We start from the raw sequence: 21,238 nt of genomic DNA, 5'->3' as shown, positions 1-21,238 counted from the left end.
TCAGGCGCTTATTCGACAGCAACCTGCTGGAGAATCTGCGCCGTCGACAGCACCGTAGCGTACTCGCCGTGCAGGTTGGCCAGCGACATCGCGTGCACTTCTTCGGCACTGCGCGGCGTGCCAAAGAAGTCCTGTTGATCGAAGGTAAAGCAGGCATCGTGCGCGACCAGCACGTCAAACCCCAGATTGCCGCCACTGCGTGCGGTGGACTCGACCGAGTTGTTGGTGACCACCCCGGCTATCACCACCTGCCTGATCCCGTCGGAGCGTAACCACATTTCCAGAAAGGACCCGCAAAACGCGTCGGGGACCTGCTTGCTCAGCTCACGCTCATCGGCTTGTGGCAAGAACGCTGGCTGGTACTCGACCCCTGACTGTTGCGGCCAGAACACTGACTCGGGTGACGTCGAGAAATGCCGGACGTGAATCACCGGCCGCCCGGATTGCCGCCAGGCACTCAGCAGCGCGCCGATATTCGCCTCGGCCTGCGGATTGTTACGCCGCCCCAGCTTGGGATGATGGATGCCCTGCTGCAGGTCGATGAGGATCAGCGCGCTGTTGCCTTGAATATCCATGATCAATCAGTCCGAACTTTTGGTTCAGCAAGACTATCGCAATCAAGGTCTATTCTGGTCGCAATCGTCGACAGCCTCAGGCTTGTCCGAGACCTGCCCCCAAGGAGAACATCATGATCGAACACCTTAAACTCGCCGGCAAAGTAGCGCTCGTGCAGGGCGGCTCACGTGGTATCGGCGCGGCCATCGTCCAGCGCCTGGCCAAAGAAGGCGCTGCCGTGGCGTTTACCTACGTCAGCTCCGAGGTCAGCGCTCTGGAGATTCAGGACAGCATCGTCGCCAATGGCGGCCGTGCACTGGCCATTCGCGCAGACAGCGCCGACGAAAAAGCCATCCGCCAGGCCGTGCAGACCACTGCCGAGACCCTTGGCAGGCTGGATATCCTGGTCAACAACGCCGGCATTCTGGCCATTGCGCCGCTCAATGAATTCAGCATGCAGGATTTCGACAAAACTCTGGCCATCAACGTGCGCAGCGTATTCATCGCCAGCCAGGAAGCCGCGCGACACATGGAAGAAGGCGGTCGCATCATCAACATCGGCAGCACCAACGCCGATCGCATGCCCTTTGCGGGCGGCGCCACGTACGCCATGAGCAAATCGGCGCTGATCGGCCTGACCAAAGGCATGGCCCGCGACCTCGGCCCGCAAGGTATCACCGTCAACAACGTCCAGCCCGGCCCGGTGGACACCGACATGAACCCTGCACAGGGCGAATTCGCCGAAACCCTGAAAGCGCTGATGGCCCTGCCCCGCTACGGCACCAGCGAAGAAATCGCCAGCTTCGTCGCCTACCTCGCTGGCCCTGAAGCGGGCTACATCACCGGTGCCAGCCTGACCATCGACGGCGGCTTCAGCGCCTGACGCCACCACCACAAGCGGCCCTTTGCCCAAGGGCCGTATCCTCTGCCAGGGCCTTTTACTGGCGAATCAGCGTTTTTTTGCTTAAGCGCATGAAAAATCTGAAAAAAAGTTTTGCGTTAGGAAAAGCTTTCGACTACATTAGCGCGCCTCGGCAGACACAACGTTGTCGTCGAGATACGGTGAGGTGTCCGAGTGGCTTAAGGAGCACGCCTGGAAAGTGTGTATACAAGAAATTGTATCGAGGGTTCGAATCCCTCCTTCACCGCCATATTTGAAACACACAAACCCCTGAATTCTTCAACGAATTCAGGGGTTTTGTGGTTTCCGGGGTCTGAAAAAATGGCCGTGGAATCAATTGTTCAAGGACACGCCTTGCGCGCGCGACACCCCTTTCTCCGATCCGGAACGGCCACCAAAACGCCTTGCAGGCGTTTTGATAGCGCACGCTCACATCAAAAAATAAAGATTGAATCCTCACAGAAAATGTTATTTAAATAACAAAAATGAAGCCGCCGAGGCTTCCATCGGCGCTGGTGAGGTCAAAATAACAATGAGCAAGATTGCAGTCATCGGCAGCAACATGGTCGACCTGATTACTTACATCGAACGCATGCCTGCCCAGGGCGAAACGCTCGAAGCACCGCGTTTTGCCATGGGGTGCGGCGGCAAGGGTGCCAATCAGGCCGCTGCCGCAGCGCTGTTGGGCGCCGACGTGCTGATGCTCAGCAAGGTCGGCGACGATGCTTTTGCCGATACCACTCTGGCCAATTTTCAACGACTGGGCATTGATACACGCTTCGTCGAACGGGTGCCGGGCGTGTCGAGCGGCGTGGCGCCGATCTTCGTCCAGGAGAACTCCCATAACAGCATCCTCATCGTCAAAGGCGCCAATGCCCACCTGAGCCCGGCCGATATCGACCGCGCTGAGGCACAGCTGCGCGATTGCGCATTGATCGTGCTGCAACTGGAAGTCGAGCTGGCGACCGTTTACCACGCCATCGCCTTCGCTCATCGGCATGCCATCCCGGTGCTGCTCAATCCGGCGCCGGCCTTGGCCGGCCTGAGCCGCGAGCACCTGGCGCAGTTAGATTTCCTGATCCCCAACGAGAGCGAGCTGGCTCTGATCAGCGGCCAGCCGGTGACGTGCGCTGAGGAAGCGGCTCAGGCTGCCCGCCAACTGGTCGCGCTGGGCGTACGCCACGTCATCGTCACCCTGGGCGAACAAGGGGCGCTGTACGTCGGCGCCGAAGGCGAGTGGCAGGTGCCAGGGGTCAAGGTTCAGGCGCGTGACACCACCGGTGCCGGTGACGCCTTCATTGGCTGCTTCGCCCGGCACTGGAGCCAGGACGGCAATATTCGCCAGGCCATGCAGCAGGCGGTGGCCTACTCCGCCTGCTCGGTCACCGGCCTCGGCACGCAATCTTCTTACCCCGATGCGCCGACGTTTGCGCGCTTCCTCGATGCATCGGCCAACTGACACTCACCAGCATCTCGCGGAGAACAATAATGAATAAGCCTGCGCTGCAACAAACCCCGGACGGGTTCTACCTGAACCGTACGCCGTGGTTCGCCTTCATCCTGCTCTGCAGCATCTTCGCCCTGTGGGCGGCGGCCGCGAGCATGAACGACGTGCTGATCGCGCACTTCAAGAAGGCCTTCCTGCTCAGCGACTTCCAGACCGCTTTCGTCCAGTCGGCGTTCTACCTGGGCTACTTTTTCGTTGCCATTCCGGCGGCACTGGTGGTGCGCCGCTTCAGCTACAAGACCACCATCCTCATCGGCCTGATGCTGTACCTGTTCGGCTGCGCCCTGTTCTTTCCGGCGGCGTCGACCGCCAAGTACGGCATGTTCCTGATGGCGCTGTTCGTCATCGCCGCCGGCCTGTCGTTTCTCGAGACCGCGTGCAACACCTATTCGACACTGATGGGGCCACGGGAAACCGGCACACGGCGCCTGAACATCTCGCAGACCTTCCATCCGTTCGGCGCCATGACCGGGGTGTACGTCGGCAGCTTCGTGATGTTCAAGGACACCGACGCCACGCGCGAACAGTTGGCCCAGATGAGCGCCAGCGAGGCGGCGGCGCAGCAATTGCAAATGATCCAGTCGACCCTGCTGCCGTACAAATGGATGATCGCGGTACTCATATTGATGTTCATCCTGATCGCCATCACCCGCTTCCCGGCGTGCAAGGGCAACGGCACCGTCAGCGAACCGCGGGCGAGCATCGGCCAGAGCCTCGGCCGCCTGCGGCGCAATCCGCGCTTCTGCTTCGGTGTACTGGCGCAGTTTCTCTACGTTGGCGCGCAGGTCGGGGTGTGGAGTTTCACTATCCGCCTGGCCATGCAAATGGGCGGGATGAACGAGCGCAGTGCTTCGTGGTTCCTGCTGACCACCTTTGCCGCCTATTTCATCGGCAAGATGATCGCCAACCTGCTGATGCGCAAAATGCACCCGGCCAAAGTCCTCGCGGTGTATGGCGTGCTGTGCATCGCGCTGCTGGCCTACACCATCCTGGTGCCGAATATCACTGCGGTGTATGCCGCCGTAGGGGTCAGTGTGTTTCTCGGGCCTTGCTGGCCGACCATCTATGGTCTGACCATTGACGGGCTCGGCGAGGACACCGGTGTCGGCGGCTCGTTGCTGGTGATGAGCATCGTTGGCGGTGGCGTGATGCCGATCTTTCAGGGTCTGCTCAGCGATGCCAATGGCGGCAACATGCAGATTGCCTATAGCGTGCCGCTGCTGTGCTTCGTGGCCATCGTGATGTACGCAGTGTATTGCATGCGTCAGCCGCAACCGGTGCTGGGTGGCTCGGCCACGGCGGTGGCGCAATGAGTAGCGAAGCGTTGCGCCTGCCGCTCTATCCACAGCTCTGGGACCAGGCCAGCCGGCTGCTGCTCGAATCCGCGAATTTCAGCGTGCGTGCCTGGACCTACCCCAGTGGGGTCAAGGCTTTGTCACTGGAAAACAGCCGCGGCAAGCTGGTGATCCTGCCCTGGCAGGGGCAAATGATCTGGTCGGCCGAATTCGACGGCGTTGATTTGACCATGCTCAATATGTTCACCCAGCCGCGGCCCAGTGCCAGCGTGATCGGCACCTACGGCTGTTTCATGTTTCACAGCGGCCTGCTGCGCAACGGTTGCCCGGGGCCGGAGGATGATCATGCGCTGCACGGCGAAATGCCCTGCGCGCCGATGGACGATGCCTGGCTGCAGGCAGGTGAAGACGAGCACGGCGCTTATCTGCGCCTCGGCGGCACCTGTGAATACGTGCAGGGTTTCGGCGATCATTACCGGGCCAGCCCGAGCGTGACCCTGCGCCCGGCCAGCGGGCTGTTCGAAATCGGCATGCAGGTGGTCAATCTGGCCGGCAAGGCCATGGACCTGATGTACATGGCGCACATGAACTACGCCTACGTCGACGGCGCCCGCCTCACCCAGCCCCTGGGCTGTGAGCGCACACGGGTACGCGCCAGCGTGCCGGCCCATGTGCGGCCGACCCCAGCCTGGAACGCCTATATCGCCGAGCTCAGTCAGGACCCGACCCACCTCGAGGTGCTCGACTCGCCCGCGCTGTATGACCCGGAGATCGTCTGCTTCTTCGACGAGGTGCGCAGCGACGCTCAGGGACAGGCGCATTTCTTTCTCGATCATCCCGACGGTGCGGCGTTCTACACCCGCTACAGCCCGCGGCAATTTGAACATGCCGCGCGCTGGATCCTGCATAACACCGATCAGCAGGTGGCGGCCTTCATCTTGCCAGCCACCTGTGAACCGGAGGGCTACCGCGCCGAACTCGCCAAAGGCAACGTGCGCAGCCTCGCGCCCGGTGCCAGCGCCGAGTTCAGCCTGACCACCGGTTACCTGAACACAGCCGAACGCCGGGCGCTGCAACCGTGATGCTTTTAAAGCACAAGCTGCGCACCGCTCGCCTCGATGGCCTCGCGGTAGCTACGCGGGATTTTCTTGTCGCTGACCACGCATTGGAAATCGCTCAAGGCACCGAAGTGCGCAGTGCGTACGGCGTCGAATTTGGAGTGATCGGCCAGCAGCAGGCTTTGCCGGGCCTGGCGCATGACCTTCTGCTTGACCTCCACCTCGTGGAAATTGAAGCAAGTGACACCGCAGTCCAGGCTGACCCCGGCCGCCGAAACAAAGGCCCAGGTCAGGCGCACGCCATCGAGAATGCTGGTTTCGGCATGGCTCTCGAACACCTGGTTCTTGCGGTGGAACATGCCGCCGCACAGGACGATGCTGCAGTTGGGTTTCTGCTGCAGCTTGAGCAGCACGTTGAGCGAGTTGCACACCGCAGTGAACTCAAGCTCGTCAGGGATGAAGTCGACCACGAAGGGGATCGTCGTGCCACAGTCGAAAAATACCGTGTCGCCGGGCCGGATAAAAGTGGCGGCCAGCTTGCCGATGCGGCGCTTCTCCTCGACATGGCGGGTGCCCTGCTCGCTGACCCGGTAATCCCCCGGTTCAGGATCATCGTGGGCACGGGTGATGTAGCCGCCCAGCAATCGTAACTGCTCGGGGTGCCGGCTGAGGTCGCGACGCAAGGTCATTTCGGACACATCGAGCAGCGCCGCCATCTCCCGCAGATGGATGGCTTTCTGATCTTGCAGAGCCTGTTGAATCTGTTTGATGCGGTCGGTTTTCTTGACGTCCATGGGCATCCCGGCAATCCGTTGGAGGTGTCGCTAGAGTAACACCAAGTGTTAATTTTTTAACTTATGGGTATCCACCCAAGTGTTTTTACTGATGACAGGAATCCCTTGATGAATTCACTCGAACCCGCTGCACTGGCCCAGGCCATCGATCACACCTTGCTGGCGGCAGATGCCAGCCGAGAGCAGATTGCCACACTTTGCGCCGAAGCCCGGGAACACGGCTTCTACTCGGTGTGCGTGAACTCCAGCCAAGTACCTTTTGCTGCTCGACAACTGGCCGGGTCTGCTGTGAAGGTCTGTGCGGTAGTGGGCTTTCCACTAGGCGCCGGGCTCAGTGCCAGCAAGGCGTCGGAAGCAGCCCTGACGATCGCTGCTGGCGCTCAGGAAATCGACATGGTGCTGAACATCGGCTGGCTCAAGGACGGCCTGTTCGATGAGGTCCGCGACGATATCGCCGCGGTGCTGCAGGCCTGTGGCAAGGTGCCGCTCAAGGTGATCCTGGAGACCTGCCTGCTCGATCAGGCGCAGAAGGTGCGCGCCTGCGAGATCTGCCGCGACTTGGGCGTGGCATTCGTCAAGACCTCCACCGGCTTCAGCCGCAGTGGCGCGACGCTCGAGGATGTGGCGCTGATGCGCCGGGTGGTCGGCGCTGACATCGGCGTCAAGGCGTCTGGCGGAGTGCGTGACGTGGCCACGGCCAGAGCCATGATCGAAGCTGGCGCAACACGCCTGGGCACCAGTTCCGGGATTGCGATCGTGACAGGCGCGGGAACGGGGGCAGGCTATTGAGTCAGCGGGCTTTGAACATCAAAGCCCGCAGCACTTAACTCAGATCGATCACACCGGTCATGGCCGTGAAATGGCTTTGTTTGTGCTGAACCTTGTCGAGAACCTCCGCAGGGGTCGACTCGCGGAAGACCACCATGTGCCCGACGTCCTTGCCGCCTTCGGTCACCCGTTCGATGTCGTTGATCATCCAGGTGGTCAGCTCTTCGGCAGTGATGCCCAGTTCGGCCGCTACTCGCTGGTGAAGGCGCTCGGCGTCGTATTGATTGAGTTGATCGCTGTTCATGGGGTTGGCTCCTTAAGGGGTTTAAGTTCAGTCCCCGTGAAGGCTCCACAGTTCAGCCGGGTTTGAGCGGGCTGCGAACGAGCTGTTACTCCGGCTTTGCACCAGCCCCCCCTACACTCCTCCGCGTATTTGCATATTTATCTTGCGCCGGAAGGCTTCAGAGAAGCTGTAAACCGAGAAAGCAATCAGCCGGAAGGCCATCACTTTTCAGAAGCGGACAGATCGTGTCTGGATTGGTAATCCGTGGCATCAACGGCACGGGCTCGACGATCTTTTCAGCCTCGTCGTTAGATCAACAGCAAAATTCGAAGTAGAAAAAAGGTGCTCAGAAAACTGCGCAGCTATCTGGCCTGCCCTGTCCATCATCAACGCCTGATGGGCCGTTAGAGATCTAAACATGGCCGCCTTGGGTCGGTGGCTGGCTGCTGTGATTGGGCTGCTATCGGCCAAAAGCGGTCATTCCGCTTGCCTACAAAACTAGGGGAATTCGGAGCGCAATTTTTGCCTTTTCTAGGCCTGCTGCGTCCAACCTTAAGTGCGATCCTTCATTAGGCTTTAGAAACGTCCAGAACAAATACATCGATTAGCCCAGCTAGCTCTGGCGGCATCGTTTTCACGGCGCGATTCAGACCGTTCAGGTTGGTTGATTGCGGCACAAACTGGCTAGGCGAAAGGGCGACCGATTAGCCAAATCGTCATCAACCCAAAAGGGTATGGGGTGGGACGAAACCCAAGCCGCCAGTATCTTGCCGCTTGGGTTTTTATTGGGCAAATAGACGCCATCCGTAACGGGTTTCTACCGATCCACCCTGGGCGCGAAGTTTGGTGAGCAACGTGACTCTGTTGTTGACCGGTTTACGTGGCTGGTCTAGCGTGTGTGGTAGCCGTGGTGAGACGATGCTAGGAACTCGCTCCATCGCTCAACCTAGCAGTTAGTCATGTAACCTAAGATTCTGCTATCGACATGGACTCGGCGTATTGAGAGTATTGGTGGATAGTGGATTGCCGGGCCACTGATCCCGGCCGTCAGCGCAATGATGCTGGGGAATGGACATGCCTGAAGTTACTCTGGAGCATTTTCTGCGGGCAGCAGCCGACATTGCTGCGCATGGTGACAACGATACGCTGCCTTTCGACGTAGACACCAATTTCGTTTCCGCAAAACAAACTGAACTGGCTGGCGTTGCCTTCGGATTTTCTGAGCAGCTTCGGAAGGACAGTGAATCTAACAGCAAGCACAAAATCACGGCGTTAACCGTGTTCAGCGAGCGCTTATTGGTGGCAACTGGCGCATCCGGGTTTAGGGTCACTACTAAAATACACCCGTTCTGGAGCATCTATTTCAACGGTCTCGGCGTAGCAATTGCTGACCATTTAGAGCCTCTGCGCGATCAACGGACGTTCTCTTACAGATTCCGAGCTGAGGGCGATTCTGAATTATTTGACCGGACCTCATCTTGGAGAGCGTTCAGAGAAGCGACGTCTCAGGAAGCTGCCAATGCACCCGCTGGTACGATTGTAGTTCAAACTGACGTTTCAAGTTTTTATGAACACATTTCACATCACTACCTTGAAAATCTTATCGATGATCTTTTTCCGGACGGCAGAGTCGGAAATCAAGTCGTAGCATTGCTAACAAAATTTTCAGCAGGTCGTTCATTCGGCCTACCGGTTGGAGGCCAATGCGCGCGAATTCTAGCTGAGTTATTCATGAATTCAATTGATCATAGAATGACCCATGACGGCCTGCGCTGGTATCGCTATGTCGATGATTATGTGCTTATTGCGGATTCAAATGCCGAAGCATATGCAGGCCTAGCTTTTTTGTCGCATGCCCTTGCAGATTACGGGATAACTTTAAATAAATCCAAAACCATTATGATGACAGCGAAGCATTATGAAGAATATGTAACTGCTCAGCTCGGAGGTGATGATTCCAGCGCTGGAGTCTTGAGGCAGATCGACCTGCATTATGATCCTTACTCGGATAATCCTGAGGGGGAATATGAGTCGCTCAAATCGACTGTGGAGAGCTTGGATATCCAGAGATTGCTCGGAAACGAGTTGCAAAAATCATTGCCTGATAATTTCTTGATTACTCAAATTGGCAGAACTCTGACATTTCACAGTCCAGCTGTAGCGCTGGGACTGGCAAACACATTTCTGGAGCCTAATAATTTGCATGCCTTCCGTGCTTCGTGGTCGACCATCATGCGAGGTGTCGCCCATCTAAGGGCAGGTGACGGATATAAGGAAATCCATGCGGCACTAGATACTATAATAGATAAAGTGGCCACCCACTCTACTCACCTGTTACAAGCTGAGGCAAGCCTGCTGCACTACCTAAGGCTGTTGAGATTTACACCTACGCCAGCCAGATCAGCATTCGTACAAAACACCTATAGAAATAGTCCATCCAATACAGTTAAGAAGGCGTGTATTGATTGCTGGCGTATGTGGAAAGATAGGTCCGGATTTAACTCTGTCGCAAGTCGATGGAGTGAACTCAACACCGAATGTCAGCGATTAGCATGGCTTGCGGCTGAGAGCTTTGGGGATCAAGGTAGTGGCTTTAGGCGTCAGTGTGGACCAAGCCTTGAACAGTCATGGAGGTTAGGAATAGAGCGTAAGAACCACCCGACTTTCGCCGGAATTTATCAGGCTTGGTGTGATGATAACTAAAACTGGGCGAGATCCAAGAACTATTGCGCGGAATATTCCAGGCGTATTGAATGCTATATTTCCAGGACTAACGCCAGGCATTGTCGCCTTCTACAACAAATCGGCTTCCGATTGCGCAGTGGTGGCTGTACCGTTAGAAGCTGTTCAGTCAAGCGAGCTTCAAAAATCATTCCTATTCGAGCTGGCCTTTGCTGTTGGTGAGCAGCTAATTCTCGACAATAATCCGACTTGGGGGGAAAGCGTTGCGATAGCTACGAAAAGGCAGAGTAAATTCTTTGATGCAATAAGCCCGTCGCAAATTTCCGATAATGATCAACGTATCGCTTTGCGCGTGGCGAAAAATCTAGTGGCGATGGTCAAGCAGGTGGCTGCCGGAGAAAATTCGGTTTATGGCGTATCGCCCAAAATACCTGGTTTTCGCTGGATTGCTTCAGGGTCTGGCGATTTTTTTGCTGGTTCGACGCTAATCGAGGTGAAATGCATTGCTGGCAACTTTTCAGCTGCTGACTATCGACAAGTTGCAATATATTGGTTGCTGAGTTATGCGGCGGCTGTTGAGACTGGTGATAGCGAATGGAAATCATGTGCTCTAATGAATCCTAGGACAGGTAAACTAGTGAGCATAGATTTTGATGAATTCATCCAGCTCACTGGCGGCGGTAGAAGCAAGTCAGAAATATTACAGGCATTTAGTGCAATAGTCACGAATATACAGAGCTTCTAAATCCAAACTTTGACGCATGATGGTCATAGGCGATATCAAGCTGAGGTTTTCAAAGTTTTAATGTCAAATCGGAAAGCAAAGTCATTGATGGAAAGCTCGCACACCTCATCAAGATAGCTTTTAGGTAAATCGACTGAGATCCCTGAATTGCTTTGAGTAACTCCAGCGTTGGCTAAGAACTTATTTAGTACATCTCTGCGCTTCTCCAAACCGCCATTCCAAGAGTTAGATAGTTCGAGCCAAGGTTTTGAAGTGGTTAAAAAATACCTCTTAAGAAGCATCGTCGTAACTTTTTGAATGGACTGCTCGTCTCCCGCCGCCCGCTTTATTGCAGCCTCATCTAATTGACGACTAAAATTTACAATAATTGCCGCCAATGTCGTTACTTCTTTGGAAACTGGAACATTCTTTGATTCAAAATTTTTAATTGCTAGCGCGATATCCAAGTGAGAGTATTTATCATGAAACTCCTGCTTCGCAGAAAGTAGCTCTCGTTTACTGTGCTCCGCTAATCTGACCTCGCGATCCCCACCATGAACTACTGCATTACGCCATTTAGCCATGAGTTCAATGGCGGCAATTCGTACAGGGTCTTCAATTCCAAGATCTATACAAAGCTCATTTGCTCGTTCCGCAACAGAGTATTCATTCTGAGATGAGCGCGTTACTGCTTTTGTCACAATATCTACTGTATTGCTACGAAAACCCATCCACTGCTCTTTTGCAAGGGCAATTAGAAAGGAATCAAATATGTCAAATGAAAAAGTCAAAGCGCCAGCACAAGCAAAAATTCTTGCTTGATTAGCAACCTCTCTTGCTTTTAGCTCAGAAGGTTTTGCCCAGCTTACAGCTATTGAACCTCCATCCCCCTGCCCGGCAGCAACGCAACTAAGACCTACAAAAATTGTATTCAAGCGATAGGTCGAATGACCAATCTTCGACTGCAAGTGCCTGAATGGTTTGGATCTGGAAATAGAAAATGACATTTGTTGGTGGTCCGGCCAGCCTCGAAGCTGGCATTTCGCGATGTAAGCGGGATTGTAGCCCCGAAGAAAAGCGCGCGTCTTGACCTGTTAAACGACGGGCCACGGAAATTTATATCAGAAAAATCAGGAAAATCAAGGGGCTCCAAATATACTCGTTTCGACCTTCCAATCCAGGAATGGATCTCAAGGGCTCGCGCGCACTGCGACCGCGTACAATGGGTCGATAGTGGTCATCCTCGGTCAGCAGCTATCCACCCAAAGCGGACGTTAGTCTGCGCTAGCTATTGCCTACAAGCGGCTCGTCGAGCCATCGCCCGGAGGCTTAGCACCCGTAACTAGAACAATTCTCTATATTCTGTGCTGAAGCGTTGACTACCCTCAAGCCCGTGCTGCTTTGGCCGAAAATATAGAAAGAGTGGGCTCATGCCAAAATCGTGTTCTTCAGCTCACCGCGCTTTTTTAAGGACCACTCAGTGCCTTTGGCAGACTTGATACCCGGTTTCATTAGAACGCTTTTCCCTTACGTGTTTGGCTTGAGTGCAGGCTTTATCCTCGCCACACTTCTAATGGTGCTTCGAAGAATAATTGCGGGTCACGGGTCCGTTTTTTGCAAAGAGTTTGCCGCCTGCGTTTTCTGGATTCTCAACGGTGGGGCCTGGATGGCCCTATACATCGTCTATCTCAGGCGTACCGATTTGCCCCTGATCGACGTGGCTGGAGCTGCCACGATTGGCTTGTTGCTCCAAGTTTATTGCGCCCGCGTCCATACGTTATCCTCCGATATCAGGCCGCAATGGTTATCTTGCAATGTCCTAGGCCGTCTGGCCTTTGGCTGTTGGGCAGCCTCATTGGCATTCGCCGGCTTGGGCGCGAGCCAGGAGCACATGTTTCTTGGCGTGGAGCTACTGCTATTCGGTTGGGCGGGAATCGGAAGTACCTTGGCTTGGTTTGCCAATCTACTATTTTTTCGGGCGTTGGCTTGTGTAAGCCTTAACCGCACAGCCGAAATTTCCGGACCTCTGGCTTTTCTGGTATCGCTTGACACTTGGCGACTGGATACCTATCTAGCAAACGAAGGTGGCGGCTTATCCACTGTCTACGGGTATGGTTGGGGAGCGGTATTGTGGCTGCTCTCAATGACCTTGCTTCTTGCCGCCTGTGGCAGCGTGAAAACATCCAGTCCGGACGCGCCAAACTCCATCGTTAGATCTCAACCCTGGTTACGTCCAGTCGGCCTAACTCTCAGCGTACTCCTCGTCGTCGCAGCCTACTTCCTGTCTATCCATCAGCGACAGATCGCTAACCACACGGAGCTTGGTGCTCTGGAGGGCTTCGCCTTCAAACGAGATAATGTGTGCACTGTGGAAGTGACGCCTCCCGAGCATCCTATTCAGGACTTCACAGGGCCGTTGACGCTTGATATTGAATCAAAAAATAACTATGACCTGTATCCGTTCAATGACTTGGAACAGATGCTGAAGTGGGGCATCCCGACTATTCGCTTTTTAGGCCGAGATTATAGGTTGGGCCGCGTTGGAGAGGAGAATCTCATGACCTCAGTCCCAGCAGTTGGCCCTTCGGCAGCACGACTTCTGGTACGAAAAGACGCCTTACTCCTGACCGCGACGCTGGTAGCAGAAGATGGACAAGTGCTGGTTAAACAGGATTGGAAACTTGATCATAGCCGCCGCAACTGTCCAAATTTCTCATCCTTTCCAGCACAAGGAGATCAGCCACGCGCCCTGCTGATCTCAGCCCTAGGGCTGCCAGCAATGCCTTCTCCTGTCGATGATCGCAAAAGGAAGGATGATTTAAAGACCTACGATGGCGAAATTATTGCAAAGACAATGGGCTTACGTTCGACCTCACCCAGCCGCAACAGCGGTTGCCCAAGTGGAGATGGCTGGGTATCGCTTTTGGCAAATGAGGCGCCCTTCAGAAGTCTACGGGGGCCATTCCGAAGCGGAGACAAGTTGTTTTATCCGCATGACACACTGGGGCCCGTTCATTGTCAAAAAAACTCTGCTTTTATCTACAACGTGGACGTTAAATCAGAAATATCTTCCTTATTGCTCATTGAAAAACGTCGTTTAGACGACTTTCAGCAGGTTTGGCGAGTCGTCGTAAGAGTAGACACGGCAGGCGACAAGCTCGAGACCGGCATGCGCGGCTTTGAGCTGGACGCAGTGACCGAGCAACAGAGCCAGATGACTATTCAACTCATTGATCCAAGCACTGGACGCGGTATAACAGTCCTAGCGAAACCCGCTGTAGATTAGGGCAATCTCAGACCGAAACCGACCTTTGCCGAAGGACCTGTTGAGCGGTAAATAGGCAGAATATTAGCTCGCGATCGTTCATTCACGTCGATGGCGAGCTACTGCATGGAGGTATTTTTCCTTAGGCTGAAGGGTCACAATAAATCTGAAAGTCGGAAGCAGCGGATCTCGTGCGACTGCTACCGACCCAAAGCGTACCTGCGACGTTTTTTGATCAAGTTACACAACACTTAGCCCAAGCGTAGCCCCTAACTCAGCAAGGTCCTGCACTGCCTGAGCCTCCACATATCCGTCTTCCTGTGCTTCAGAATATCGTACTGGTAATACCAGATTGACCTCCAGAAACTCTGGCGAAATTTGTTCCAGGACCCCGCGTACACGGTCGATCCCGCCTAAATGCGCAAGGATGGCTGGGATCATGTCGACAATCTGTGCGTTGTTCTCAAACTCGACTTGGAACATTGCCACTGATCGAGGCCACACATTCGGGCGATTCGGCTTCTTGGGTTGGCCGGATTGAGCGAGCAGCACGGCCTTGACGCCCACCAGGCTTTCGACTTCCTCCGGGCTTTTTAGGAAGCCCCGAAAAGTAAGTGAGGCCGACCGTTTAGTTTTCTCGTCCATATGGCTTTTTCTCTCCGTGCGGATATCTTATTTGGCCGTTAGTCACCTGTTGCGACGGCCGCTTCGGGTCGACAGTTGCCGGTCAAGGCGCTCCCATTGCGCTGGTCAAATTCGATGCAAACAGCTGGTAAAGTGGATGCAATTGCACACACTAGCTGATAAGGGACTGAGGTCGAGAAGCATGGACGACGAATATGCAGGCTGGCTTGCGAGCCGTCCCTCTCTTGTTGAGCACAGAAGCCACCCAAATCATTGGTTTAATCGTGCCGCAGATTTGAAAGCGTCAGCGGGCGCACTCTGGCACTCGATGGGGCCTAAAGACGCGTCAATCGCACAGGAGCTTGGTTACGGCAGCGGGTACAGCATGAAGGTGGCGTGCTGGCCGGTATATCACATGCTCTGCGGACTCTCTCTAGAATTGATCATGAAAGCTGTTCTTGTTCAGCGAGTTACGCCGCAGAGACAGGTTGAAATTCACTTTTTGCACAAACTCCATCAGGCGCTCGGCCTGAGCCTCGATGATGAGCATAAACAGCTACTCGACTTCTACGAAGCTTCGGTCGTTTGGGCCGGTCGCTACCCTACCCCACGCAATCCGACGGACGAAAAGCTTTTGAGCCATTACAGCCTTGAGAGTAGCGTTCTCACCAAACCCATATTAGTGGGGCCACCCGGCACCCTACAGTTCAGAGCATCCAGCGACACCACAGATTTCGACAACTTTTCAAAGCTGTGGGGCGCATACGCGAAGCTCTTCAATCACACCTAAAAGCGAACCTTACTGCTGCGGCCAAACAGGTTGCCTCGGTGCCAGGCAAGGTATTCATGGTGCTTTGGTGACAGCTTCACTTTCAGCTCTGCCGAGCAATTCAGGATCTGCCTGTCGTGGTCAGAGACGTGAGGAGAAATCAGAATCCTTCCTCCCTCGTCGAACGAGACATATCCCTTATCAAACAAGGCATCGAGGCTGGGACTGAGAAGCAGGCCATTAAACACATCGAGCCGTTCAGCGTTGCTGGACTCGCTCCAAGGCTTGATGTGTGAAGCCTTGAGAATGTCGATCTGTGAACATCCCGTGGCCGCGCATGCTCCCCAGTGTTCGATCAGTTTCTTACGAAAAGCCCCCTGGCCGATCCGAGCCAATATGACCTGGCGCTTTTGCGTTTCAGTTAGCTTCGCGTCCGCCGTCACCTGCTCCTCTTGGTCCTTGATGATCACATCGGAAACTTCGTCCGTGATCCAGAACTTTCTCGGCGCGCCATAACCTCCGTCACGATTAGGTCTAACGCCGGTTGAAAAGCAAAATTTCTCAAAAGCCAGTTGCAAAATCTCATTCGGGACCGGCTGAGCCCCATAAATCCGGCTCAGGGCATCATTGGTGCGACTACCGTGCTTATCCTGGTTACTGCCATGTGCCTGGATTTCATTTCCTACATAACCAATAAACCTCGATGGGGCGAAAGCGATGCCCGACGCGGTGAGGTAGGAAAGGTAGCATTTGCCATTTTTGATCAGGTCACGACAGATGCCCCCATCCCCACCTGCAAGACGCCTTTTACGATCCAGGACAGCAAGATTCTTTAAAACCTGCTCCTCGTTTACCACCAGTTCCATTAACCACTCCTACTCAGACAACGCTGAAGATAAAAAACCCATCTATGGACAGGTTTTATCCTACGCCATAGTGGATAGATAGGCCGGAGACGGATGAATTCACGCTGGCCGCTGCGGTGCAGAACCTGGGACGGCTAAATTTACATCTCAAGGGCCACCAGTCAGGGGATAGGTGCGCCTGCACCAAGCAAAAACCTCAAATTAACCCAATAACAGAGCAGCAAAGGTCACCGAAGGGCCGAGAAATCACTCAATGTGGTGAGTAGGTTCTCAGATGGTGGTCGTGCCTGAGTTCAGGCCAGCTGAAAATCCGACTTTTTCAACAGAATCGGTCGACTTCAGCCCTTCGTGACAGGCAGAAGTCGGCCAGAAGCTGCCACTCAATGGTATCTATCAAGCCAAGGGTGATTCATTAGAGCATTGCATGCATACCCTGATGGATTCCCACCTAGAGGTGCTGGCAACTGATCCCCGTACATAGCGCTCCAGCAAGTGAAGCGAGGCCAGCTATGATGTGTAGTCTGCTAGAGTGGTGAAGCCAGCACGAGGTTCTCAGGTTGAAGGGTGATACGGATGTCAAGCAAGAAAGATGAAGATAAGATCCCACGGGATCACTTTGTAACTGGTCACGCTACTGAACTAGTTGAATCGCTAACATTCCACGTTGACCCTATAACTGGTATTCCCAGAATTCTAGAATTAGATCCTAGTACACTACGTAGCGAAATATCCTACCAGAAACAAAATGGTAAGGATAAAGTGATCTACTCAACGCCGGTCATGGGTTTTTCGGCATTAAACGAAAGTCATCTAGATCAGCTCAAGAAACAGTTCGATTACTTAATTGCAGTTGATACCAATACCATCGAAAAGCCCAAGCGTACACAAGGATGCAGAGTTAGCGTGTGTGCGAGCAGCGCAATTAGCCAATCTTTAGACTCTCTGCCAGCGGACGTGCAGTCACAACCAGTTGCCGCCTACTTGATTTTAGATCCTGGCCCCACCGTGAACCCAGAACCTCTTGGATGGCATTTGAATATATCTCGTCTCACCACCATTCCAGCTTTGATCTCAAAGCGAGTGGGCGTGATTGTTGATAGTGAGTTGGGGCTACTCCCCGACATCAACGCTCGAAAGATCCCCTACTACGGCGAACACATGTTGCCCGGCAACATGACGCTGATTTACGCCTCAAGCGACAAGCCAGAGATATTTGTCAACCAGATGCTTAAACACTGTGACGCAATGGCTGAGCTTGGGATTGCCGAGTTTAGGAAGAGTGCCCCTAGCTTGCTGTCGCGCCTACGTGGTCAGAAATACGGCACTGCCATCTGTGTCCCAATCGTCCAGAAGAAGCAAAAGTGAAAAGCCCTCGGCTTACCTTCTAGGTTGCTGCGTACCGTTTTTCAAACTATACCGGTAACTGAAACGCCCCTATTCAGTAGATAGACAGAGTGACCGCTTTTGGCCGATTCTGTTGAAAAAGTTGGTTTGCCCAAAACGCTCGAATATTGATGTGTGAAAACCCCTCTTTTGCACGCTGCTACGTGAAATCCGAGTCCTGAAACTTCTGCGCAAAACACAGATTTCAATCTCAGGCGCGTACTTCTCTGCCGTGGAAACCGAAGCTGACTTTTTCAACAGAATCGTCCGATAGCTGTCGGTCGTGTGTGACCGCTATTGCCGTTGATGAAGAGCAGCTAACGACCATAACTGCCAATCAGAGGGTTAATCGCAGGTCCCGAAGGCATAACTTTTAGTTCAGGGATGGGCATAAGTCCATCCCCTATGAGAGAGGTAAACGGTATGAGCAACCAGTCAGGGCTGCGCACGCCCTTAAGACTTGATCGCCGTATTCATTACATTAGCCATGCCTAGACCATTCATTAGATGATAGTAGGACTTCTTAACTCTTTCGTAATGCTCTGGCGTAAATTTCATCGTAGTTGAAGGCAAGCCTTGTTCTTGAACGTACTTTCTTTGTTCTTCCTTCCATGCACCGTGCACATATGCGTTGCGAATGTATTTACAAGCTAGGTAGTCGTTAAAGCACTGATGGTCAGGCTTCAGCCCACGAATTTCAAACGCTTTGTACAGTCGCTGTATACGCTCTTCATTTGAACCGTCGTCAAAATACTCTGCCACATCAAGCATCATTGGCTCTGGAACAGCCCATTTTTTAATAATCATCTCAATGCTGCCAACCATCATGACAATCCATAGACGGCAGAATGACGAATACTTTATGTTGTCAGGTACATTGCCTTCGACAGGGTTTTCGTTTATCAGCTTTTCGATAACTTCCAGATAGAGCTGATCGTCAGAGTACGCATCAATGAATTCATCTACCATTTGACCTCCTTGTATTTCGACTTACCCTGAACAGCCATTGCAGCATGGCCTGAGGGGGCGACGTGGATAACGCACCTTGCTACTGTCGCTAGCCCTTACTAGGCAAAGGCTTCCGCGTTCCGATGACGTGCATCTGAGACCTCAACTCTGGGAAGCCTCGTTCGCTTGATCAGGAGCGGGACGAACTCTGCCTAAGAGGTTAGTCGAATCGGGTGGAATATGTCTACTCAGAGTGGGTTGAGCACCTTTCACTTGCACCGTTATAGACATACGGCTGAAATGAACCCGCCGAGATTAATGCGTACTGGCAGATCTTGCGTTGCGCGGTAACGTTTCTGCTAGCGCATAGAAACAGACGGTATCAGCATCACTAACGTGGGGCTGCTTCTGGCCGATTGCTGCCTGTCACAAACGGCAAAAATCGGCCAAAAGCGGCGTTCGATCCATTACCTTCCAGCCGAAAAGCGGAAACTTCCCGATCTATGAAAGCTAGTCTCTAAGGGTACGCATTACTTCCTCGACCACATTCTTCGTGTATTTCTCACTGGGGTCAGTTTCCGGTGTGTCGTTACTGCGGAACCATTCACCTTGATCGAATGCCTGGTAAAGCCAGAAAGCGGGCTGAGGCATATCGTTAGTCATGCCTACTTCAACCACAGCATTTATGATCCCGTTCATAACGCCGTCGCAAAAATCATAGGGTAGAGATCCTTGTAGATAGCCTTCCGCAACCGCGACGGACAGTCCGTTCAGCACATCATGCGGTGCAACGCCGAACCTTTCGCAAATGGGGATTAGATCACTCAGCTTTAAACCCTCTGCTTCCGCTTTCACCGACAGTTTCTTGAGTTCGACCTTCGATAACACCATGATCATGAGCTTCTTCCGGTTAGGTGCGAAGGTAGCGCTTACAGAGTGGCCGCACAGCGGTGCCACACTTCAATTCCATGCTGCAATACGGATTCATGGTCGGTCAACTTCAGCTAGAGGCAATGTCCGCTTTTGGCCGATAGCGGTCAGTCGCCACCGGGAGATTCAAACCCAAGCGGAGACGCCTGCGACCCGACGCAATCAGTCGACATTACACGGCGATGTAGAACATATCAGTCCTCGCCAACCAGCCTCCGGGGAAGAATGCCGCACAGGCCTTCTCTAAATCCACGCGGGTGAGCTTTTCGAAATCCTCCCAGCGTAGCTCACTCAATGGCAACGCCTGTGCGGCTGTACGAACTGAGGTAAAGGTGGAACATGACTTGCTGGCGCCGTGATTGCAGTTTCCATCATTTTTGAGGATCCATGCACAGATACGACTCCTGTCATCGGGCGCCGGTGGTTGTGCATCATATTGTGTATTCAAACCGCGAGCACCATGGCTCTCGTTACGAAAGGGAATCAACCTCAGGCTCGACTCAAGCTTCGTTTCTCGGGAAAGAATCGAGTCATTGTCTTGGTGATGAACTAGCGAGGGTAGACGCTCCGGGATCGCACCACGCCATTGACGATTACTTGAGCTCCCACTCCTTCACCGCCATATCAATAAAACGCAAAGCCCCTGAACTCTGAAAGGAATTCAGGGACTTTGCGAATGCGATCAAATAATCGCAATCAAAATCCAAGCCCAGTCCTCAAGCCATCCGCCTCAGAGACAAATTCATCTGCCCCATCAGGTCTCGTTGCTCTCTCAGGGAGAGCACCAGCCGCGCGATGGATCGGCTGCTGTCTACCTCGGACAGGGACAGCCCCGTTACGTAGAGCTGGATATCGCCTGACTCGGGATGGAGAATCTTCACCGAGAAGGTTTCATTGGGCGCGACGACGCACTCGCACTTTGAAGGCAGAAAAGCTGTTTCAAGAACTCGCTGAATATCGGGTTTTGAAAACATGGTGCGTCCTCTGGAAGGGGCCAAATCGTGATGTAAAGTGTAGACGAGTTTCGGGCGAATAGGTTTCCGACCTGCGCAACGGATACACGCGGCGCGGGGGGCTTTTTGTGGCGGCTGCCTAGGGCTGTTTTTGCCTGATCAAGGCAACTACCCACAACGCGTCACGCTCTCTGGTCTAAAGTACCCTCTTCTGAACTCCCCGAGCCTCGAACGATATGAATGAACGCGCACGTGAACTGGCGTCTCGTCTGATTCGCAATTTCAACGAGGCTCCCCTCGCACATGAAGTTCGTGAACCGCTCTATGAAAGCTCGGCAGCCCGCCTGGGCACAGGCACGGCAGCGCAAAAGCTCGGGGCCTCGATTGATGTCGTGGCGCCGGGCAAGCGCTCCTGCCCTTATCATTTTCATCATGTGCAGGAAGAGATGTTCGTGATCGTCGAGGGTGAAGGCAGTTTGCGTGTTGCGGGCGAGATGCTGCCGATCAAAACGGGGGACGTCTTGTTTATCCCCGCGGGTGCCGATTATCCGCATCAGATAATCAATACCTCACAGGCGCCGCTGAAATACCTGTCGATCAGCACCCGGGAAACGCCGGAGGTTTGTGAATACCCGGACTCGGGGAAGTATCAGGCGATGGTTTCAGTGCAGGGAACCCGGGTGTTTACCGCCAACCAGCGGACCACGGAAAACCTCGATTACTGGGACGGCGAGCCGTGATTTGAATTGTTTGTAAATTGTATCCGGCAGTTCACGCTTTTTTCACGTTCGCGGGTTTATTGTTAACTCAATTCCCAGCAAGACCTTAAGCCCGCTACCCCCCATCGCGGGCTTTTCTTTGTCTGCGATTTGAGCATGCAGCGTTTGGCATGGGTCAAGAGACATCAGGGACACGACTGCTCAAGCAAGCGTC

The 21,238-nt window shown here is 53.9% G+C and carries 21 protein-coding genes, 1 tRNA gene and 1 pseudogene; 12 read left to right on the top strand and 11 right to left on the bottom strand.

Translation table 11 applies throughout. From position 1 onward, the window contains the following. Positions 1-8 precede the first annotated feature (8 nt). Positions 9-575 (bottom strand): cysteine hydrolase family protein, encoded by a 567-nt coding sequence (locus GE543_RS13100; protein WP_153221609.1) that lies wholly within the window; start codon positions 573-575, stop codon positions 9-11. A gap of 113 nt (positions 576-688) precedes the next feature. Here GE543_RS13100 and GE543_RS13095 point away from each other — a divergent pair, with 113 nt between their 5' ends. The 5 genes from GE543_RS13095 (at position 689) to GE543_RS13075 (ending at position 5,340) form a co-directional block, all read left to right on the top strand. Continuing rightward, positions 689-1,438, top strand: a complete 750-nt coding sequence (locus GE543_RS13095) for a 3-oxoacyl-ACP reductase family protein (protein ID WP_003315093.1) — start codon at positions 689-691, stop codon at positions 1,436-1,438. 178 nt (positions 1,439-1,616) lie between these two features. Next, positions 1,617-1,706: transfer RNA gene (locus GE543_RS13090), tRNA-Ser, on the top strand. A 282-nt stretch (positions 1,707-1,988) separates the two neighbouring features. After that, a complete protein-coding gene (rbsK, locus tag GE543_RS13085) occupies positions 1,989-2,915 on the top strand; it encodes a ribokinase (RefSeq protein ID WP_004410243.1) in 927 nt (308 codons plus the stop codon). 29 nt (positions 2,916-2,944) lie between these two features. Continuing rightward, positions 2,945-4,276 carry an L-fucose:H+ symporter permease gene (gene fucP, locus GE543_RS13080; protein WP_003437258.1) on the top strand — a complete coding sequence of 444 codons (1,332 nt, stop codon included), beginning with the start codon at positions 2,945-2,947 and terminating at the stop codon, positions 4,274-4,276. Beyond that, positions 4,273-5,340, top strand: a complete 1,068-nt coding sequence (locus GE543_RS13075; protein ID WP_153221608.1) for an aldose 1-epimerase family protein — start codon at positions 4,273-4,275, stop codon at positions 5,338-5,340. The genes fucP and GE543_RS13075 overlap by 4 nt, the downstream gene beginning before the upstream one ends. Positions 5,341-5,345: 5 nt before the next feature. Here GE543_RS13075 and deoR read toward each other — a convergent pair whose 3' ends face one another. Beyond that, positions 5,346-6,110 carry a DNA-binding transcriptional repressor DeoR gene (gene deoR, locus GE543_RS13070; RefSeq protein ID WP_153221633.1) on the bottom strand — a complete coding sequence of 255 codons (765 nt, stop codon included), beginning with the start codon at positions 6,108-6,110 and terminating at the stop codon, positions 5,346-5,348. Positions 6,111-6,218: 108 nt separating this feature from the next. Between deoR and deoC the strand changes: the two genes are divergently transcribed. Beyond that, positions 6,219-6,899 (top strand): deoxyribose-phosphate aldolase, encoded by a 681-nt coding sequence (gene deoC / locus GE543_RS13065; RefSeq protein WP_153221607.1) that lies wholly within the window; start codon positions 6,219-6,221, stop codon positions 6,897-6,899. Between the two features lie 34 nt (positions 6,900-6,933). Here the strand turns inward: deoC and GE543_RS13060 are convergent, their stop codons facing one another. Together GE543_RS13060 and GE543_RS27875 are read right to left on the bottom strand one after the other, a co-directional pair. After that, complete coding sequence (locus GE543_RS13060) at positions 6,934-7,182, bottom strand: hypothetical protein (RefSeq protein ID WP_032698248.1); 249 nt, start codon at positions 7,180-7,182, stop codon at positions 6,934-6,936. A gap of 111 nt (positions 7,183-7,293) precedes the next feature. Continuing rightward, positions 7,294-7,386: pseudogene (locus tag GE543_RS27875) on the bottom strand (DUF1206 domain-containing protein); the annotation flags it as partial. A gap of 849 nt (positions 7,387-8,235) precedes the next feature. Here GE543_RS27875 and GE543_RS13055 point away from each other — a divergent pair. Both GE543_RS13055 and GE543_RS13050 read left to right on the top strand, forming a co-directional pair. Continuing rightward, on the top strand, positions 8,236-9,864 hold the full coding sequence (locus GE543_RS13055; RefSeq protein WP_153221606.1) for an RNA-directed DNA polymerase: 1,629 nt from the start codon (positions 8,236-8,238) through the stop codon (positions 9,862-9,864). Then, the gene (locus tag GE543_RS13050) at positions 9,854-10,588 is read left to right on the top strand and encodes a hypothetical protein (RefSeq protein WP_153221605.1); all 735 of its coding nucleotides are present in this window, start codon (positions 9,854-9,856) and stop codon (positions 10,586-10,588) included. The genes GE543_RS13055 and GE543_RS13050 overlap by 11 nt, the downstream gene beginning before the upstream one ends. A gap of 35 nt (positions 10,589-10,623) precedes the next feature. On the opposite strand, the gene GE543_RS13045 is transcribed toward GE543_RS13050, so the two are convergent. After that, positions 10,624-11,574 (bottom strand): hypothetical protein, encoded by a 951-nt coding sequence (locus GE543_RS13045; RefSeq protein ID WP_153221604.1) that lies wholly within the window; start codon positions 11,572-11,574, stop codon positions 10,624-10,626. A gap of 473 nt (positions 11,575-12,047) precedes the next feature. Between GE543_RS13045 and GE543_RS13040 the strand changes: the two genes are divergently transcribed. Further along, positions 12,048-13,853 (top strand): hypothetical protein, encoded by a 1,806-nt coding sequence (locus tag GE543_RS13040; protein WP_122528725.1) that lies wholly within the window; start codon positions 12,048-12,050, stop codon positions 13,851-13,853. 219 nt (positions 13,854-14,072) lie between these two features. Here GE543_RS13040 and GE543_RS13035 read toward each other — a convergent pair whose 3' ends face one another. Continuing rightward, positions 14,073-14,477: a hypothetical protein gene (locus GE543_RS13035; protein WP_153221603.1), complete on the bottom strand. Its 405-nt coding sequence runs from the start codon at positions 14,475-14,477 to the stop codon at positions 14,073-14,075. Between the two features lie 181 nt (positions 14,478-14,658). On the opposite strand from GE543_RS13035, the gene GE543_RS13030 reads away from it, so the two are divergent. After that, the gene (locus tag GE543_RS13030) at positions 14,659-15,246 is read left to right on the top strand and encodes a hypothetical protein (protein ID WP_153221602.1); all 588 of its coding nucleotides are present in this window, start codon (positions 14,659-14,661) and stop codon (positions 15,244-15,246) included. On the opposite strand, the gene GE543_RS13025 is transcribed toward GE543_RS13030, so the two are convergent. Further along, positions 15,243-16,091 carry an HNH endonuclease gene (locus GE543_RS13025; protein ID WP_122528728.1) on the bottom strand — a complete coding sequence of 283 codons (849 nt, stop codon included), beginning with the start codon at positions 16,089-16,091 and terminating at the stop codon, positions 15,243-15,245. The genes GE543_RS13030 and GE543_RS13025 overlap by 4 nt on opposite strands. Positions 16,092-16,664: 573 nt before the next feature. On the opposite strand from GE543_RS13025, the gene GE543_RS13020 reads away from it, so the two are divergent. Further along, complete coding sequence (locus tag GE543_RS13020; RefSeq protein WP_153221601.1) at positions 16,665-17,456, top strand: hypothetical protein; 792 nt, start codon at positions 16,665-16,667, stop codon at positions 17,454-17,456. Between the two features lie 471 nt (positions 17,457-17,927). On the opposite strand, the gene GE543_RS13015 is transcribed toward GE543_RS13020, so the two are convergent. The 4 genes from GE543_RS13015 to GE543_RS13000 all read right to left on the bottom strand — a co-directional run bounded on the left by GE543_RS13015 (position 17,928) and on the right by GE543_RS13000 (position 20,326). Then, positions 17,928-18,443, bottom strand: a complete 516-nt coding sequence (locus GE543_RS13015; RefSeq protein ID WP_122528731.1) for a hypothetical protein — start codon at positions 18,441-18,443, stop codon at positions 17,928-17,930. Positions 18,444-18,932: 489 nt separating this feature from the next. Further along, positions 18,933-19,319 carry a hypothetical protein gene (locus GE543_RS13010; protein ID WP_122528732.1) on the bottom strand — a complete coding sequence of 129 codons (387 nt, stop codon included), beginning with the start codon at positions 19,317-19,319 and terminating at the stop codon, positions 18,933-18,935. Between the two features lie 205 nt (positions 19,320-19,524). Then, positions 19,525-19,800, bottom strand: a complete 276-nt coding sequence (locus GE543_RS13005; RefSeq protein WP_256664753.1) for a hypothetical protein — start codon at positions 19,798-19,800, stop codon at positions 19,525-19,527. A 268-nt stretch (positions 19,801-20,068) separates the two neighbouring features. Next, positions 20,069-20,326 carry a DUF1652 domain-containing protein gene (locus tag GE543_RS13000; protein WP_153221600.1) on the bottom strand — a complete coding sequence of 86 codons (258 nt, stop codon included), beginning with the start codon at positions 20,324-20,326 and terminating at the stop codon, positions 20,069-20,071. Positions 20,327-20,541: 215 nt separating this feature from the next. Here GE543_RS13000 and GE543_RS12995 point away from each other — a divergent pair, with 215 nt between their 5' ends. Further along, entirely contained in the window at positions 20,542-21,045 is a 504-nt protein-coding gene (locus tag GE543_RS12995) for a cupin domain-containing protein (RefSeq protein ID WP_046237052.1), read from the top strand. The last annotated feature ends 193 nt before the right edge of the window (positions 21,046-21,238 follow it).

The organism is Pseudomonas sp. SZ57 (genome assembly GCF_009495975.1).
Classification (GTDB): domain Bacteria; phylum Pseudomonadota; class Gammaproteobacteria; order Pseudomonadales; family Pseudomonadaceae; genus Aquipseudomonas; species Aquipseudomonas syringae.
This window is presented reverse-complemented; position numbering and strand designations above follow the sequence as displayed.

Excerpts from the sequence above, each read along its gene's own strand:
- GE543_RS13075 (WP_153221608.1), top strand. The coding sequence starts at position 4,273 with ATGAGTAGCGAAGCGTTGCGCCTGCCGCTCTATCCACAGCTCTGGGAC.
- deoC (WP_153221607.1), top strand. The coding sequence starts at position 6,219 with ATGAATTCACTCGAACCCGCTGCACTGGCCCAGGCCATCGATCACACC.
- GE543_RS13055 (WP_153221606.1), top strand. The coding sequence starts at position 8,236 with ATGCCTGAAGTTACTCTGGAGCATTTTCTGCGGGCAGCAGCCGACATT.
- GE543_RS13020 (WP_153221601.1), top strand. The coding sequence starts at position 16,665 with ATGTCAAGCAAGAAAGATGAAGATAAGATCCCACGGGATCACTTTGTA.
- GE543_RS13035 (WP_153221603.1), bottom strand. The coding sequence starts at position 14,477 with ATGGACGAGAAAACTAAACGGTCGGCCTCACTTACTTTTCGGGGCTTC.
- GE543_RS13100 (WP_153221609.1), bottom strand. The coding sequence starts at position 575 with ATGGATATTCAAGGCAACAGCGCGCTGATCCTCATCGACCTGCAGCAG.
- GE543_RS13010 (WP_122528732.1), bottom strand. The coding sequence starts at position 19,319 with ATGATCATGGTGTTATCGAAGGTCGAACTCAAGAAACTGTCGGTGAAA.
- GE543_RS12995 (WP_046237052.1), top strand. The coding sequence starts at position 20,542 with ATGAATGAACGCGCACGTGAACTGGCGTCTCGTCTGATTCGCAATTTC.
- GE543_RS13015 (WP_122528731.1), bottom strand. The coding sequence starts at position 18,443 with ATGGTAGATGAATTCATTGATGCGTACTCTGACGATCAGCTCTATCTG.
- GE543_RS13025 (WP_122528728.1), bottom strand. The coding sequence starts at position 16,091 with ATGGAACTGGTGGTAAACGAGGAGCAGGTTTTAAAGAATCTTGCTGTC.
- GE543_RS13000 (WP_153221600.1), bottom strand. The coding sequence starts at position 20,326 with ATGTTTTCAAAACCCGATATTCAGCGAGTTCTTGAAACAGCTTTTCTG.
- rbsK (WP_004410243.1), top strand. The coding sequence starts at position 1,989 with ATGAGCAAGATTGCAGTCATCGGCAGCAACATGGTCGACCTGATTACT.
- deoR (WP_153221633.1), bottom strand. The coding sequence starts at position 6,110 with ATGGACGTCAAGAAAACCGACCGCATCAAACAGATTCAACAGGCTCTG.
- fucP (WP_003437258.1), top strand. The coding sequence starts at position 2,945 with ATGAATAAGCCTGCGCTGCAACAAACCCCGGACGGGTTCTACCTGAAC.
- GE543_RS13060 (WP_032698248.1), bottom strand. The coding sequence starts at position 7,182 with ATGAACAGCGATCAACTCAATCAATACGACGCCGAGCGCCTTCACCAG.
- GE543_RS13050 (WP_153221605.1), top strand. The coding sequence starts at position 9,854 with ATGATAACTAAAACTGGGCGAGATCCAAGAACTATTGCGCGGAATATT.
- GE543_RS13095 (WP_003315093.1), top strand. The coding sequence starts at position 689 with ATGATCGAACACCTTAAACTCGCCGGCAAAGTAGCGCTCGTGCAGGGC.
- GE543_RS13030 (WP_153221602.1), top strand. The coding sequence starts at position 14,659 with ATGGACGACGAATATGCAGGCTGGCTTGCGAGCCGTCCCTCTCTTGTT.
- GE543_RS13045 (WP_153221604.1), bottom strand. The coding sequence starts at position 11,574 with ATGTCATTTTCTATTTCCAGATCCAAACCATTCAGGCACTTGCAGTCG.